Raw genomic sequence first — 15,097 nt, 5'->3', positions numbered from 1 at the left:
TAGCCAACCAAGTAATTCGTGTGGACTCTGACCGAAGCATTCGGCTTCGTTTAAGGAGGTGATCCAGCCGCAGGTTCCCCTACGGCTACCTTGTTACGACTTCACCCCAGTCATGAACCACACCGTGGTAATCGTCCTCCCGAAGGTTAGACTAACTACTTCTGGTGCAATCCACTCCCATGGTGTGACGGGCGGTGTGTACAAGGCCCGGGAACGTATTCACCGCGACATTCTGATTCGCGATTACTAGCGATTCCGACTTCACGGAGTCGAGTTGCAGACTCCGATCCGGACTACGACGCGTTTTAAGGGATTGGCTCACTCTCGCGAGTTGGCAGCCCTCTGTACGCGCCATTGTAGCACGTGTGTAGCCCTGGCCGTAAGGGCCATGATGACCTGACGTCATCCCCACCTTCCTCCGGTTTGTCACCGGCAGTCTCCCTGGAGTTCTCAGCTTTACCTGCTAGCAACCAAGGATAGGGGTTGCGCTCGTTACGGGACTTAACCCAACATCTCACGACACGAGCTGACGACGGCCATGCAGCACCTGTCTCAGAGTTCCCGAAGGCGCCAATCCATCTCTGGAAAGTTCTCTGGATGTCAAGGCCAGGTAAGGTTCTTCGCGTTGCGTCGAATTAAACCACATGCTCCACCGCTTGTGCGGGCCCCCGTCAATTCATTTGAGTTTTAACCTTGCGGCCGTACTCCCCAGGCGGTCAACTTAGTGCGTTAGCTGCGCCACTAAGACTTCAAGAGTCCCAACGGCTAGTTGACATCGTTTACGGCGTGGACTACCAGGGTATCTAATCCTGTTTGCTCCCCACGCTTTCGCACCTCAGTGTCAGTGTTGGTCCAGGTAGCCGCCTTCGCCACTGGTGTTCCTTCCTATATCTACGCATTTCACCGCTACACAGGAAATTCCACTACCCTCTACCACACTCTAGTCTGACAGTTCGAAATGCCGTTCCCAGGTTAAGCCCGGGGCTTTCACATCTCGCTTACCAAACCACCTACGCGCGCTTTACGCCCAGTAATTCCGATTAACGCTTGCACCCTCCGTATTACCGCGGCTGCTGGCACGGAGTTAGCCGGTGCTTCTTCTGCGAGTAACGTCAATCCTTAAAGGTATTAACTTTAAGGCCTTCCTCCTCGCTGAAAGTGCTTTACAACCCGAAAGCCTTCTTCACACACGCGGCATGGCTGGATCAGGGTTGCCCCCATTGTCCAATATTCCCCACTGCTGCCTCCCGTAGGAGTTCGGGCCGTGTCTCAGTCCCGATGTGGCTGATCATCCTCTCAGACCAGCTACGGATCGTCGCCTTGGTAGGCCTTTACCCCACCAACTAGCTAATCCGACTTAGGCTCATCCAATAGCGCAAGGTCCGAAGATCCCCTGCTTTCCCCCGTAGGGCGTATGCGGTATTAGCAGCCGTTTCCGACTGTTGTCCCCCACTACTGGGCAGATTCCTAAGCATTACTCACCCGTCCGCCGCTCGTCAGCGGGGTGCAAGCACCCCCTGTTACCGCTCGACTTGCATGTGTTAAGCCTGCCGCCAGCGTTCAATCTGAGCCATGATCAAACTCTTCAGTTTAAATCATACAAGAACTCGAAAGTTCTTAATTCTTGCTCAAGACAAAACTCAATTTTCGACGAGTCACTGTCCTGATATTTCGTATCCGAAATACCTCGGCCAGCGCCCACACGAATTACTTGGTTAACTTGTTAAAGAGCGTTTGAGCTGTGTTGCTCAATCAAGGCCGCGTATTCTACATCGTTCCGCCGCCTTGTCAACCGTTGATTTCGAATAATTTCTGAAGCGATTTTTCGAATACTTTCAATCGGTTATCGCTGAGGTTTTGCCCCGTTTCCGGCGTTGCCCCTCAAGCGAGATGCGCATTTTACAGACCTGGCCGCAGGAGTCAACGGCCAATTTGAAAAAATTCAGACTGGCCGTTCCCCCCTCCTTATTCAGGCAACAATTACCACCCGCGCGATCTTCTTCTTGCCCGCCTGGATAACGCAGTCATCACCTTCGGCAAACATCCGCTCGCCTTCAAACTGTGCACCATCTATATAAACAGCACCGCGACCCAACACATCCCGGGCGGCCGCGCCGTTCTTGACCAACCCTGCCAAACGCAGCACCGCCGGCATTGGCAGACCTTCCTGCCCTTCCAGCGAAACTTCGACTACCGGAACATTTTCCGGAATCTCACCCAGGGCCACCCGGTTGCCCGCCGATTTATGCGCAGTTTTTGCAGCTTCCTCATCGTGGAAGCGAGTGATCAGCTCTTCGGCCAACACTTTTTTGTAGTCCTGGGGATTGGCCCCTGCCGCTACAGCAGCACGATATTCTTCAATTTCCGCCATCGGGCGGAAGCTGAGCAATTCGAAATAACGCCACAGCAATTCATCCGGCATGGACAACAGCTTGGTGTACATCTCACCCGGAGAATCACTCACACCTATATAGTTGCCCAGAGACTTGGACATCTTCTGGACGCCATCAAGCCCTTCCAGAATAGGTACTGTGAGAATCGCCTGCGGCTTCTGACCATAGTGCTTCTGAAGAATCCGACCCATAAGTAGGTTGAACTTCTGGTCGGTACCGCCGAGCTCGATATCAGCCTTCAACTCGACCGAGTCATAGCCCTGAATCAGCGGATACAGGAACTCGTGGATTGCAATCGGCTGCTCGGAACGGTAACGCTTGGTGAAGTCGTCCCGCTCCAGCATCCTGGCAACGGTATACTGACCCGCCAGCCGGATCATGTCAGCCGCAGACATCTTGCTCATCCATTCGGAGTTGAACACAACCCGGGTCCTGACGGGATCCAGGATCTTGAACACCTGTTCTTTATAGGTGATCGCATTCTGGCGCACCTGCTCTTCGGTGAGCGGCGGGCGGGTTGCACTTTTTCCGGTCGGGTCACCGATCATGCCGGTGAAGTCGCCGATCAGGAAAATCACCTCATGGCCGAGGTCCTGGAACTGACGAAGCTTATTGATAAGTACAGTATGGCCAAAATGGAGGTCCGGCGCAGTGGGGTCAAAGCCGGCCTTTACCCGCAGGGGGCGACCTTCCTTTAACTTTTCAACCAGTTCCTCTTCGGGAATCAGCTCGTCAATACCGCGCTTGATGATAGCCAACGCTTCGTCTAATGATGCCATGAACCTTTTGTCCCCAGTTTTTAGGTGCAACAGGGCCCGCCGGTTACAGAGATCTACAAAAGAAATCTGCGTGTTACCGGCTCCCTTGGTAAAGTAGCCATTGATCACAAATCGATCAGACTGAATATAATAAGGCCGGCATTATATCAGTGGCATAGCAGGTTGTACGACCAACCAAAGGCGCGAACTGTAATGTTGCGCACTGTCCTGTTTATGTCATATGCGGTAATCTGATGGTCTATACTTGAACTGGCGCTTTAATTAGCCGGCACAAATTACTGGAATACCGATTAAAACGGGTGAGCCACGTGCTGAAAAAATTTCCCAAGACACATATTACTCTGGCTGCAGCCGCCACCGTGGTTGTTACCACCGCTGCGCTCATGAGCCCAAGCGCCGATGTTGAAGCCCGGCGCATGTCTTACACCATCGACCTTGAACAGGGTGCCGCACTGGGCAACCCGGTTCCTATCAAGCAAGCTACCAAACAGCCGGAGCCTGCCGAAGCTGCCTCGGAAACCGCAGCTGAGACAGCAGAACTGCCGGCCACTAGCGAAGTGCCCGCGCTTGTTGACGCCGAGCCAACGCTGAACTGGAAAGAGTTTGATATCAAATCCGGCGAGACGCTGTCGTCCCTGTTCAAAAAGGCCGGCTTTAACGATGGCGTGATGCTTTCCGTCATTCACGGTGACGGCGAAGCCGACAAGCTTCAGCGCCTGTACGCCGGTGAGCATATCCGCTTCGGCATCGATGACGAAGGCAGCCTGGCCGCTATCGAGTTGCAACGCAGCCTGCTGGAAACCCTGAAGATTGAAAAGACCGATTCCGGCTTTGTTGGCGAAACCGACATCCGCGAACCGGAAGCCCGTCCGGCGTTTGCAACCGGCGTTATCGACGGCTCCCTTTACCTGGCAGCCCGCGATGCCGGCCTTGATGACCGCCTGACCATGGAACTGGCCGGTATTTTCGGCTGGGATATCGATTTTGTTTACGATGTTCGCAAAGGCGACAGCTTTGAAGTGGTCTACGAAGAGCTGTATGTAGATGGTGAAAAGTTCAATACCGGCCGCATTCTGTCTGCCCGCTTTATCAACCGGGGCAAAGAAAACGTTGCCCTGCTGTACACCGACACCAACGGTGACAGCGACTATTACACACCGGAAGGCCAGAGCATGCGCAAGGCGTTCCTGCGGGTACCGATCAACGCCCGGGTATCGTCGCCCTTTAACCTGCAGCGCCGGCACCCGGTTCTGGACGTGGTGCGCCCCCATGAAGGCACAGACTACGCAGCGCCTCCGGGCACACCGATCAAAGCCGCCGGTAACGGTCGTGTTCAGTTTGCCGGTTGGAAAGGCGGCTATGGCCGCACCGTTGTTCTCCAGCATGGTGACAACATTTCCACCCTGTACGCCCACATGAGCAAGTTGGGTAAAGGCATCAAGAACGGAACCCGGGTAAAACAGGGGCAGACCATCGGCCACGTTGGCTCATCCGGCATGGTTACCGGCCCGCACCTGCACTACGAGTTCCGGATCAATGGCGTAGCCAAGAACTCCCGGACCGTAAAACTGCCAGACGCCCAGCCGGTGCCCAGCACCGAGATGGCCCGCTTCAAGCAGTTTACCGAACAGCGCCTGGCGCAGTTCAATGTGTTCCGCGAAAGTGGCCGCCAGCTGGCATTCGCTTCGGATAACTGATCATGACATTCTGGCTCGGCCTGATGTCAGGCACCAGCATGGACTCAGTCGATGCTGTGCTGGTGTCCTTCGGCGAGCCAGGCGTAAACATCCACAGCACGCTCTCCCTGCCTTACCCTGAACAACTTCGCCACCGCCTGCTGCAGGCGGTGCGCAATCAGGCCGACCCGGATGAAATTGGCGAACTGGACACCCTCACCGGCCAGCACTTTGCCAAGGCCGCCAGCGACCTTATCCACCAGTCCGGAGTCAACCCGCAAGAGATCCGCGCCATCGGCAGCCACGGGCAGACTATCCGCCACCAACCGTCCGGCGCCGCGCCTTTCTCCATGCAGATTGGCAATGCTGCCTGGATTGCTGAGGCCACCGGCATAACCACCGTTGCCGATTTCCGTTCGCGGGACATGGCCGCCCATGGCCAGGGTGCCCCCCTGGTTCCGGCCTTTCATCGCTGGCTGTTCGGTTCGGCGCAGCAGGATCGCTGCATTTTGAATCTTGGGGGCATTGCGAACATCACCTGGCTCCCTGCGGGGCAACGCAAACCGGTTATCGGTTTTGATACCGGGCCGGCGAACGCACTGCTCGATGCCTGGTGCCTGGACCAGACCGGCCGCCACTATGATGAGAACGGCCACTGGGCCCATGAAGGTGCCACTAACCCGGACCTTCTGGCCAGCCTGTTATCAGATGCCTATTTCAGCAAGGCTCCGCCCAAGAGCACCGGCAAGGAACGCTTCAATCTCGACTGGATTCACACCCACCTTCAGCGTTTTCCGGATTTGCCACCGGAAGACGTGCAAAGAACCCTGCTACAACTGACCATAACCACTATCCTCCAGCAACTGCCCCAGGAGAATGCCGATATGGCAGTGTTCGCCTGCGGCGGCGGCACCTTCAATCCGGTATTGATGAATGAGTTGAGACTGGGTTTGGGGTCGGTACACCTGGCCACAACTGCAGAGCTGGGGCTGGATCCGCAATGGGTGGAACCGGTAGCGTTTGCCTGGCTGGCCCGGCAAACCATAGCCGGCCTGCCGGGAAATCTGCCTGAGGTAACAGGCGCTTCAGGGGAAAGAATTCTGGGCGCGATTTACCCGGCCTGAATGCTCAGATAGAGAAGGAACTACCACAACCGCAGGTGGAACTGGCGTTCGGGTTTTGTACCACGAACTGAGAGCCCTGCAGTCCTTCCTGGTAATCGATGGTTGCGCCAACCAGGTACTGGTAGCTCATGGAGTCCACCAGCAGTTTCACGCCGTCCCGCTCGATCACCGTATCGTCGTCTTCCTGGTTCTCATCAAACGAGAAACCATACTGGAATCCGGAGCAACCACCGCCCGTAACAAATACGCGCAGCTTGAGACCAGGATTCTCTTCTTCCTCGATCAGCTCACGCACTTTGGCGACGGCGTTGTCACTGAAGAACAACGGGGTGGCCATTTGTTGGACTACACTCAAGATCTGCCTCCGGCAACGTATGACTGACTCACGATTATGGTATTCCTGACTAAAACAATCAACTATTCGGATTTACCCTCATCGGCTTCGGCCTTTGCGCCGTCATGAGTCAGCAGGCCACTGTTTTCGGTTTCCCGAACCAGGTTGCCGTTTACCGAAGCCCCCATGGCCATTTCGACCAGTTTGTAATAGACATTACCGGTGATCGACGCTTTTTCCGCCAGCTCAAGGTGGGCAGAGGAACGCACGTCACCCTTCACCTGGCCATTGATGATGATGTGCGGGGCAATCACATCGCCGGTGATCTCGCCAACTTCCGACACTCGGACTACCGCGTCACTGCCTTCCTCGGCAATGACCCGGCCGCGAATCTTGCCGTCCACATGCAGGCCACCGGAAAAGTGCACATCACCTTCGATGGTGGTCCGGGACGAGATCAGGGTATCGAACTGCCCGGTCGCGCGGCGCGGTTTCTGTTTTTTCTTGCCCATCATCTATTCAGTACTCCGCTATCTGTTGCCAGTCGAAGGTGCGTTCAGCCTGTGACGCCTTGCGCCCTTCAGCCTGAGCCACTACCTGGATTTCAAGGGGTTCAAAGTTTTCAGGAAGCATCAGGCTGCCTTCTACATCCTGAAAATACCGGAACCGGAATGCCACGCCGAGGTCTTCGATTTCATCGGACAGGTCCCGCAGCGCGATCACTTCTTTTTCGCCGTCAAGGTTACCGATAACATTCACCGCCACAACCCCGGAAATGTAGCTTTTGTTATCTCCCACCTGGGTCAGCACCAGCTTGAAATTGAAGGCCCGATTGTCCCGCCCGGGCAGCAGGGTAAAGCGGTCTACCTGCAGGCCCTCGGCCGTTTCTGAGGGTGCCATGATGTTGCGGTAGAAGGTCAGGTCCGCTTCCAGCTCGGAAATCCGGGTTTCCAGGTTGACCATAGTGTTCCGGGCTTCCCGGAGCGCGTGCTCGTCAATCGCCCGACCCCGCTCCAGGTTGACCATGTTCTGCCGGGCCTCACGATATTGGCCCCGCAACGTCTCTACTTCTTCCACCAGTTGCTCGCTGGATGCCTCGACCGAAGACAGCCGAAAGCCGCCCTGAGCCAGCCCGGCCACGTAGCCTGCCACGGCAGCAACCACGGTAAAGGTGAGCAGAATCACCGTCCGGCGCAGGCGGTGGCCCGGCCGGTGGCGGATAACAACATATTCTTCGGAAGGTTTACGCGTGTCGCTCACAACTCAGAGCCTCAGGGCAGCAATGCCGGTGCTTGCAGCCCCTGGGTCTCATCCAGGCCAAACATGATATTCATGTTCTGTACCGCTTGCCCGGCGGCACCCTTCACCAGGTTGTCGATCACCGAGGTTACAATCACGATGTTGCTCTGTTCCTGGCGGTGCAGGGCCATACGGCAGCTGTTGGCGCCGCGCACACTGCGGGTTTCCGGGTGGCTGCCGAAGGGCATGACATCCACGAACGGCTCGTTGCGGTACCGCTCTTCATACAGCGCCTGCAGGCGGTCGAAATCGGCGGCATCAGACAACTCGGCGTACAGTGTTGCTTCAATACCGCGAATCATCGGCACCAGGTGGGGCACAAAGGTAACACCCACGCCGGTTCCTGCGGCCTGGCTCAGGCCCTGACGGATTTCCGGCAGGTGACGGTGCCCGGAAGCACCATAGGCCTTGAAGCTTTCCCCAACTTCACCATGCAACATGCCGATCTTGCCCTGCCGGCCGGCACCGCTGGCACCGGACTTGGCATCGGCAATCAACCGGGACGGATCCACCAGCCCGGACTCCAGCAATGGCAGGAAGCCAAGCTGCACGGCTGTCGGATAACAACCGGGATTAGCCACCAGCTGCGCCTGGCGGATTTCATCACGAACCACTTCCGGCAGGCCGTAAACAGCTTTCTCTGCCCACTCCGGGCTTTCATGGGGCATGCCGTACCAGTCGGCCCAGACATCCAGGTCTTTCAGGCGGAAATCCGCCGAAAGATCCACCACACGCACGCCGGCTTTCATCAGCTCTGGCACTGCGCGCATGGCTACACCGTGGGGCGTGGCGAAGAAGACCAAGTCGCACTCAGCCAGTACCGCGGGGTCCGGCTCGGAGAAAGCCAGGTCATAGTGACCACGCAGGTTGGGGTACATATCAGCCACCGGCATGCCGGCTTCTGAACGGGAAGTGATGCAGGTAACTTCCGCTTCCGGATGAACTGCGAGGATTCTCAGCAGTTCCACACCTGTGTATCCGGTACCACCCACAATGCCTGTCTTTATCACACTAATCTCCAAGGTGTTCTGGCCAGAATTTGCCTGTAGTCTACCATGATAATCCAAGGACTTATTGCAGCCTTCAGACCCGAAGCTACAATGTCCGCTCAAACCCATTGACCATGCCGTGTCAGCTACCGGAATCCCGCGCCAATGCGTAGTATCAGGCAACAGATTACCGAACACCTGATCCCCGTTTTCCGGCGGAGACTGTCCGGTGTGGATGCCCTGCCCCAACTGGCAGTTCTGGGCCTGTTATCCGGCATTGTCACCGGTGTGGTCATCCTGCTGTTCCGCCTCGCCATCGAATGGCCGCTGGAGCACTTCCTGCCGGGGACCGGTTCCGAGAACTTCGAGCAACTGGATATCCTTACCCGGGGCCTTCTGCCCCTGGCCGGCGCGCTGGGGCTCGGGCTGCTGCTGCACCGGCTCGCCATCCACGATCGCAAGGTCGGGATTGTGCACATCATGGAGCGCCTGAATTACCACCAGGGCTACATTTCATTCCGCAGTGCCGTGGTGCAGTTTGTCGCCGGGGTGGCGACCGTGGTCAGTGGCCAGTCCGCCGGCCGGGAAGGCCCGGCGGTGCACCTGGGGGCTGCGTTTTCCAGCCTGCTCGGCCAGTGGATGCGCCTGCCCAACAACAGCATTCGTACCCTGGTGGCCTGTGGCTGTGCAGCGGCCATTTCCGCCTCGTTCAACACGCCCATTTCCGGCGTTATCTTCGCCATGGAAGTGGTGATGATGGAATACACCATTGCCGGATTTACCCCCATCATCCTGGCCGCTGTGAGCGCCGCCATTGTCACCCAGGTGGTTTACGGTTCCGAACCGGCGTTCAGCGTGCCTGCCCTGACCATGAACTCGATGCTGGAAATTCCCTGGATTATCGCCATTGCGGTGATTATCGGCATTGCTGCAGCGGCGTTTATCCAGCTGGTGGACAGCATGGGGCGTTTCCATCACCGGCCGGTGCTGTTGCGCATTGCCATGGCCGGCCTGCTGATGGTGCCTTTTGCTGTATTCATCCCGGAAACCATGGGCATCGGCTACGACACGGTCAGCCAGACCATTCACGGCGAACTGGCGTTCTGGCTGCTGCTCGGAGTGGGTGCCGCCAAGCTGATCATTACCGGCATTTCCATCGGCCTGGGCATGCCCAGCGGGGTGATCGGCCCCACGGTGTTTATGGGCGCCACCCTCGGCGGTGCCATGGGGCTGATCGGGGCCCAGATTTTTCCGGAGCAGGCATCATCTGTGGGTTTCTACGCCATGCTGGGAATGGGCGCCATGATGGGAGCCGTGCTGCAGGCTCCGCTGGCGGCCTTGATGGCGCTCATGGAACTTACCCGTAACCCGAATATCATACTGCCGGGCATGCTGATCATTACCACCGCCAGCCTGGTAACCAGTGAAGCCTTCGGCAAGAAATCGCTGTTCCTGACGATCCTGAAAAGCCAGGGGCTCAGCTACCAGAACTCCCCGGTGATCCAGGCCCTGCGCCGGGTTTCCGTGGGCGCCATCATGGACAGGAGCATTCTGCGCACAGAACGGGAACTGACGGTTGAGGAAGCCAGGAAGGCGCTCAAGTCCGAACCCAAGTGGCTGTTGATCGACGGCAGCAACGGCCCCACCGCACTGCTGCCGGCGGTAGACCTGGCCCGCTACCTTGAAGACACCGCCAAGCAGGTGGCCGAAGAAGGTATAGAGGCGCCGGAGACGGTTGACCTGATGGAGATTCCGGCTAACCGGCGGGACGTTGCCCCGGTACAATACCAGGCCACCCTGGAAGAAGCCCTGAACGAGTTCGACAACTCCCAGGCCGAAGCGCTATACGTACAACGCCATGTGGCTCCGATGATCCAGCGGGTTTATGGTGTGGTACTTCAATCCGATATCGAAAGTTATTACCAATACCGACGGAGCTGACAGATGCTGTGGGTTAAAGCCTTCCACATAATTTCCCTGGTGTGCTGGTTTGCCGGCATCTTCTACTTGCCCAGGCTGTTTGTGTATCACGCAGCTTGCGAAGACAAGCCCGGGCAGGAACGCTTCAAGATCATGGAGCGCAAGTTGTACCGCGGCATTACCACACCCTCGATGATTGCCACGGTGATCTTTGGTGTATGGCTGCTCAGCTATAACGTATCCGGTTATTTCAGCCAGGGCTGGTTACACGTAAAGCTGTTACTGGTGACCCTGCTGATTGTCTACCACTTCTATTGCGGCCACCTGGTGAAGGTGTTCCGTGATGACAAAAACCACCGCAGCCATGTGTTCTACCGCTGGTTCAACGAAATCCCGGTATTTATCCTGCTGGCCGTGGTGATCCTGGCCGTTGTTAAACCTTTCTGAGGAGGCACAGCATTAACAATTACACCCGCCCCCACGTTCTTGTACTGTCTGGCCTGGATCCTTCCGGCGGTGCCGGCATCCAGGCTGACATCCAGGCCATTACCTCACTGGGCGGCCACCCGTTACCGGTTGTTACCTGCCTGACGGTACAAGATACCCACAACGTGTATGGCGCCGAAGCCGTTGACGCCCAGCTGATCCGCCAGCAATTGCAGTGCCTGGACAAGGACATCACCATCCACGCGGTAAAAACCGGAGCCCTGGGCAACGCCGCCATTGTCGCTGTACTGAAGGACTTCCTGGACAGCCAGGATGACGAACTGCCCCTGATTGTCGATCCGGTCATCAAGGCCGCCGGTGGTGGCGACCTGGCCGATGACGAGCTGGTCCAGGCCATGAAGGACAAACTGTTCCCTCGCGCGGAAATGATCACCCCGAACGGCGAAGAGCTGACACAACTCGGCGGCAGCGATGATGCCGACCAGGCCGCCCTGAACCTGCTGCAAGCCGGCTGTCGCTCCGTACTGGCAACCGGCGGCCACGGCACCGGCATTCACATTACCAACACCCTGTACAACCACTCCCCGGAACCCATGCACTGGGAAGTCGAGCGGGTTGGCAGTAACGAATACCACGGTACGGGTTGCACCCTGGCTGCCGCCATTGCCACCGGGATGGCCAGTGGGTTATCAGCCCGGGCGTCCATCTCCCAGGCCCAGAACTATGTACACCGCACCCTGCTGCACGCCCTCAGCGTGGGCCAGGGCCAGCGAATTCCGGATCGGGGCATCCTGTGGGAACGCTGAGCCAGAAGCTGCAACCGGGGCTGTATGCCATCACCGACAACCGGCTGACGCCCCCGGAAACCCTGCTGGATTCCGTTGAAGCCGCGCTGCGCGGTGGTGCCGTGCTGGTGCAATACCGGGACAAGGGATCCTCGTCTGCAGAACGGCTGCGCCAGGCTACAGACCTCAACAGCCTGTGCCGCAACGCCGGCGTACCCCTGTTGATCAACGACGACCCGCAGCTGGCACACCGGGTTGGCGCGGCAGGCGTTCACATGGGCCAGGACGACGGTGCTCCGGACGAAGCCCGGCGCCTGCTGGGCCCGGAGGCGATTATCGGCATCACCTGCCATCATCGCCTTGAACTGGCCCGGGCAGCAAAATCCGCCGGCGCCGATTACCTGGCCTTTGGCCGCTTCTACAACTCCGGCACCAAGCCCGGGGCGCCGGCGGCCGAGGCAACCGTACTGACCGAAGCCAGGACACTGGCCTTACCAATTACCGCCATTGGCGGCATAACCGCCGATAACGCCGAGCCGCTGATTCTGGCCGGCGCAGACCTGCTGGCCGTGGTCGGCGGTCTGTTCGGCGGCACCCCAACCGAGATTGAAACCCGGGCAAAGCAATTCTGCCAGCTGTTTGCCCGGCACCATCCGCTTTACACACATTCCGACTGACAGGAGCTCACTGTGACTCATTCTGAAGATCTGTTTGAACAGGCCCAGAAATACATCCCCGGCGGCGTTAACTCACCGGTACGGGCATTCCGTGGCGTGGGCGGCACCCCGGTGTTTTTCAACCATGCCGAAGGCGCCTACCTTTACGATGAAGACGGCAAGCGCTACATCGATTACATCGGCTCCTGGGGCCCGATGATCCTGGGTCATTCTGACCCGCGCATCAAAGCGGCACTGCACGCCCAGGTCGACCTTGGCGTTGGCTACGGCGCGCCTACCGCCATCGAAACCGAGATGGCCAAGAAGGTGTGCGAACTGGTGCCGTCCATTGAGCTGGTGCGCATGGTCAACTCCGGCACCGAGGCCACCATGAGCGCCATTCGCCTGGCCCGTGGCTACACCGGCCGCGACAAGATTGTGAAGTTTGAAGGCTGCTACCACGGCCACGTGGACTCGCTGCTGGTGAAAGCCGGTTCCGGCGCCCTGACCCTGGGTGTGCCCAACTCCCCGGGCATCCCGGCCAGCCTGGCCGAGCACACCATTACCCTTACCTACAACGACATCGACAGCGTAAGGGAAACGTTCAAAGAGATCGGCGACCAGGTTGCCGCGATCATCGTGGAGCCGGTGGCCGGCAATATGAACTGTATCCCGCCGGTCCCGGGCTTCCTGGAAGGTTTGCGGGAAGTGTGTGACGAGCACGGCACCGTACTGATTTTCGACGAAGTGATGACCGGTTTCCGAGTTTCCCTCGGCGGAGCCCAGGGTTACTACGGCATCACCCCGGACCTGACCGCACTGGGCAAAGTGATCGGTGGCGGCCTGCCAGTCGGCGCCTTCGGCGGCAAGCGGGAAATCATGGAGCACATCTCTCCGCTGGGCCCGGTGTACCAGGCAGGCACCCTCAGCGGTAACCCGCTGGCCATGACCGCCGGCCTGACCACCCTGAATGCCATTTCCGAGCCCGGCTTCCACGACAAACTGATCGAGAAGACCAACAAGGTGCGGGACGGCTTCAAAGCTGCAGCAGACGAAGCAGGCATTCCGCTGACGGTTCAATCCGCCGGCGCCATGTTCGGATTCTTCTTTACCAAAGAGGACTCCGTTACCCGCTTTGACCAGGTCATGGAGTGTGACGTAGAGCGCTTCAAGAAATTCTTCCAGGGCATGCTGGCCGAAGGCGTGTACCTGGCACCGTCTGCGTTCGAGGCAGGTTTTGTGTGTGCCGCGTTGTCTGAAGAAGACATCGAGTTCACCATCGCCGCTGCGCGCAAGGTAATGGCTACCCTGTAACGGGTAAGCAATCAGTCCCGGCCCGGGTCATAACCGGGCCGGGGCAACCTGTTGCTTTCAGAATACCCCTTCCAGCGAGACCGTCAGCGTATGCCGGTCGTAGTCATACCGGTCAATTCCACTGTCCTGGTTGCGATACAGCCACTGGTTGCGCACCAGCCACTGCCGGTTCAGCCAGTATTCCGCCATCAGTCCCAGTTCCAGACGGGTGTCCTTCCGCCTGCGCTCCACCAACACATCCTGTTCCAGCCACTGGTGTGGTGAATCATAGCGGCTGTGCCGCAGCGCGCTCTCGGCGCCTACCAGCACATCCGGATGTAACGGGTATATCGCCTCGATGCCGATTTCATGGTGGCGTGGCGAGACACTCACCACATAGCCTTCCTGGCTGAAATTGTCCCGGTTGTTGGACTCCCAGCGGTAGAAACCTTCAAGCAACCAGCCTGCAAGGGTCCGGTCCGCCCGGGCTTCAAACAGATACCACTGGCCATCGTAGGCGCTATATCCGGGGCCGCCGTTTACCTGCTCTGCCGCCAGCTCAAAGGAACAACCGTGCAACAGAGCCGCCCCAGCACAGGCATCGGTGCGGGCCAGTAACGCCAGGCCGGCCCGGGTTTCCAGTTCATCGCCGCCAAGCCAGGCCCTGGTGCCGCCCCCACGTATTCCCAGTTCCCAGACATCGACCACCTGCAAAGCGGTTATCCGAGCCTGCAGTACCGAGGTGTCATAGTCGCTGTCGTGGTGATAGTCCTGGCCATAGAGCACACCATCCCAAACCAGTCGCCAACGCTCCGTGGCCTGGTAGCCAAGGCTGCCAGCCGCCACCAGCTCGGCAAAGGCGCTGCCGCGATTACTGGGTGAATCCTCGGGCACCCCGGCCATGTTGCTGTCGTAGCCCAGACCCGCAGAGAGATAGCCCTGTCGGGCCAACGTGGACTGCTGCCGGGAAGCGTTGTCCTGAACTGAAAGGTCCGCAAGCTGGCGCTCCGCAAGCTGCCGCACTTTATCCGGTGCGTCATCGGCTGCCGCCTGGCCAAACCAGTCGCGGGCCTGTCCGGTCCGGCCCTCAGCCAGTGCCACCAATCCGAGGTTATAACGGGCCAGGGCCTGGCTGTCGCCATTGAGTAACGTCGAAAAATGATTACGGGCCGCGGCATAGTCGCCGGTTTTGTAGCAGACCACGCCCAGGTTGTAGCGGAGTGCGGGCGTGTCGGCACCCAGCCCCAGCGAGCGCTCAAAGTGCTCCCGGGCCAGGGGGTAATTGCCTTCGCGGAATTGTTCGATACCGGCGGTCATCGCTTGCCCGGCAGAGTTATCGTCACTGGCACAGGCAGCACCGGCCAGTACCAGCAGGCTCAGAACAAGCAGGAATCTGAACAAC

At 58.4% G+C, this 15,097-nt stretch carries 13 protein-coding genes and 1 rRNA gene; 7 read left to right on the top strand and 7 right to left on the bottom strand.

Annotated elements, in window-relative coordinates; genetic code table 11:
• Positions 1 to 51 precede the first annotated feature (51 nt).
• A 16S ribosomal RNA gene (locus B9Q17_RS11195) occupies positions 52 to 1,592 on the bottom strand.
• Between the two features lie 377 nt (positions 1,593 to 1,969).
• Positions 1,970 to 3,172: a tyrosine--tRNA ligase gene (gene tyrS / locus B9Q17_RS11190; protein WP_094625293.1), complete on the bottom strand. Its 1,203-nt coding sequence runs from the start codon at positions 3,170 to 3,172 to the stop codon at positions 1,970 to 1,972.
• Positions 3,173 to 3,480: 308 nt separating this feature from the next.
• Between tyrS and B9Q17_RS11185 the strand changes: the two genes are divergently transcribed.
• Both B9Q17_RS11185 and B9Q17_RS11180 read left to right on the top strand, forming a co-directional pair.
• Positions 3,481 to 4,869 carry a M23 family metallopeptidase gene (locus tag B9Q17_RS11185; RefSeq protein WP_094625292.1) on the top strand — a complete coding sequence of 463 codons (1,389 nt, stop codon included), beginning with the start codon at positions 3,481 to 3,483 and terminating at the stop codon, positions 4,867 to 4,869.
• A gap of 2 nt (positions 4,870 to 4,871) precedes the next feature.
• Entirely contained in the window at positions 4,872 to 5,972 is a 1,101-nt protein-coding gene (locus B9Q17_RS11180; RefSeq protein ID WP_094625270.1) for an anhydro-N-acetylmuramic acid kinase, read from the top strand.
• Positions 5,973 to 5,976: 4 nt separating this feature from the next.
• Here B9Q17_RS11180 and erpA read toward each other — a convergent pair whose 3' ends face one another.
• The 4 genes from erpA to argC all read right to left on the bottom strand — a co-directional run bounded on the left by erpA (position 5,977) and on the right by argC (position 8,615).
• Positions 5,977 to 6,309, bottom strand: a complete 333-nt coding sequence (gene erpA / locus B9Q17_RS11175) for an iron-sulfur cluster insertion protein ErpA (RefSeq protein WP_022990255.1) — start codon at positions 6,307 to 6,309, stop codon at positions 5,977 to 5,979.
• An 80-nt stretch (positions 6,310 to 6,389) separates the two neighbouring features.
• Complete coding sequence (locus B9Q17_RS11170) at positions 6,390 to 6,821, bottom strand: bactofilin family protein (RefSeq protein ID WP_022990254.1); 432 nt, start codon at positions 6,819 to 6,821, stop codon at positions 6,390 to 6,392.
• 4 nt (positions 6,822 to 6,825) lie between these two features.
• Positions 6,826 to 7,566: a DUF6776 family protein gene (locus B9Q17_RS11165; protein ID WP_094625269.1), complete on the bottom strand. Its 741-nt coding sequence runs from the start codon at positions 7,564 to 7,566 to the stop codon at positions 6,826 to 6,828.
• An 11-nt stretch (positions 7,567 to 7,577) separates the two neighbouring features.
• The gene (argC, locus tag B9Q17_RS11160) at positions 7,578 to 8,615 is read right to left on the bottom strand and encodes an N-acetyl-gamma-glutamyl-phosphate reductase (protein ID WP_094625268.1); all 1,038 of its coding nucleotides are present in this window, start codon (positions 8,613 to 8,615) and stop codon (positions 7,578 to 7,580) included.
• A 144-nt stretch (positions 8,616 to 8,759) separates the two neighbouring features.
• Here argC and B9Q17_RS11155 point away from each other — a divergent pair, with 144 nt between their 5' ends.
• Genes B9Q17_RS11155 through hemL form a run of 5 tightly spaced genes read left to right on the top strand, consistent with a single transcriptional unit; the run spans position 8,760 to position 13,716 of the window.
• Entirely contained in the window at positions 8,760 to 10,535 is a 1,776-nt protein-coding gene (locus tag B9Q17_RS11155; RefSeq protein ID WP_058339885.1) for a chloride channel protein, read from the top strand.
• 3 nt (positions 10,536 to 10,538) lie between these two features.
• Positions 10,539 to 10,961 (top strand): protoporphyrinogen oxidase HemJ, encoded by a 423-nt coding sequence (gene hemJ / locus B9Q17_RS11150; protein WP_058339886.1) that lies wholly within the window; start codon positions 10,539 to 10,541, stop codon positions 10,959 to 10,961.
• A gap of 44 nt (positions 10,962 to 11,005) precedes the next feature.
• Positions 11,006 to 11,767, top strand: coding sequence for a bifunctional hydroxymethylpyrimidine kinase/phosphomethylpyrimidine kinase (gene thiD, locus B9Q17_RS11145; protein WP_167373025.1), 762 nt, complete (start codon positions 11,006 to 11,008; stop codon positions 11,765 to 11,767).
• A complete protein-coding gene (gene thiE / locus B9Q17_RS11140; RefSeq protein WP_425268620.1) occupies positions 11,764 to 12,423 on the top strand; it encodes a thiamine phosphate synthase in 660 nt (219 codons plus the stop codon). Before thiD ends, thiE begins: the two co-directional genes overlap by 4 nt.
• A 12-nt stretch (positions 12,424 to 12,435) precedes the next feature.
• Entirely contained in the window at positions 12,436 to 13,716 is a 1,281-nt protein-coding gene (gene hemL, locus B9Q17_RS11135) for a glutamate-1-semialdehyde 2,1-aminomutase (RefSeq protein ID WP_094625265.1), read from the top strand.
• A gap of 57 nt (positions 13,717 to 13,773) precedes the next feature.
• Here the strand turns inward: hemL and B9Q17_RS11130 are convergent, their stop codons facing one another.
• A complete protein-coding gene (locus tag B9Q17_RS11130) occupies positions 13,774 to 15,096 on the bottom strand; it encodes a tetratricopeptide repeat protein (RefSeq protein ID WP_094625264.1) in 1,323 nt (440 codons plus the stop codon).
• Position 15,097: the final 1 nt, after the last annotated feature.

This window comes from Marinobacter vinifirmus (assembly GCF_002258215.1).
GTDB classification, from domain to species: Bacteria; Pseudomonadota; Gammaproteobacteria; order Pseudomonadales; family Oleiphilaceae; genus Marinobacter; species Marinobacter vinifirmus.
Note: the sequence above shows the minus strand (reverse complement) of the source record. Positions and strands in the feature narration are given on the sequence as shown.

What these genes read in the sequence shown, in the direction of transcription:
- tyrS (WP_094625293.1), bottom strand. Translation starts at nt 3,172, where the DNA reads ATGGCATCATTAGACGAAGCGTTGGCTATCATCAAGCGCGGTATTGAC.
- B9Q17_RS11180 (WP_094625270.1), top strand. Translation starts at nt 4,872, where the DNA reads ATGACATTCTGGCTCGGCCTGATGTCAGGCACCAGCATGGACTCAGTC.
- erpA (WP_022990255.1), bottom strand. Translation starts at nt 6,309, where the DNA reads ATGGCCACCCCGTTGTTCTTCAGTGACAACGCCGTCGCCAAAGTGCGT.
- B9Q17_RS11170 (WP_022990254.1), bottom strand. Translation starts at nt 6,821, where the DNA reads ATGATGGGCAAGAAAAAACAGAAACCGCGCCGCGCGACCGGGCAGTTC.
- B9Q17_RS11155 (WP_058339885.1), top strand. Translation starts at nt 8,760, where the DNA reads ATGCGTAGTATCAGGCAACAGATTACCGAACACCTGATCCCCGTTTTC.
- hemJ (WP_058339886.1), top strand. Translation starts at nt 10,539, where the DNA reads ATGCTGTGGGTTAAAGCCTTCCACATAATTTCCCTGGTGTGCTGGTTT.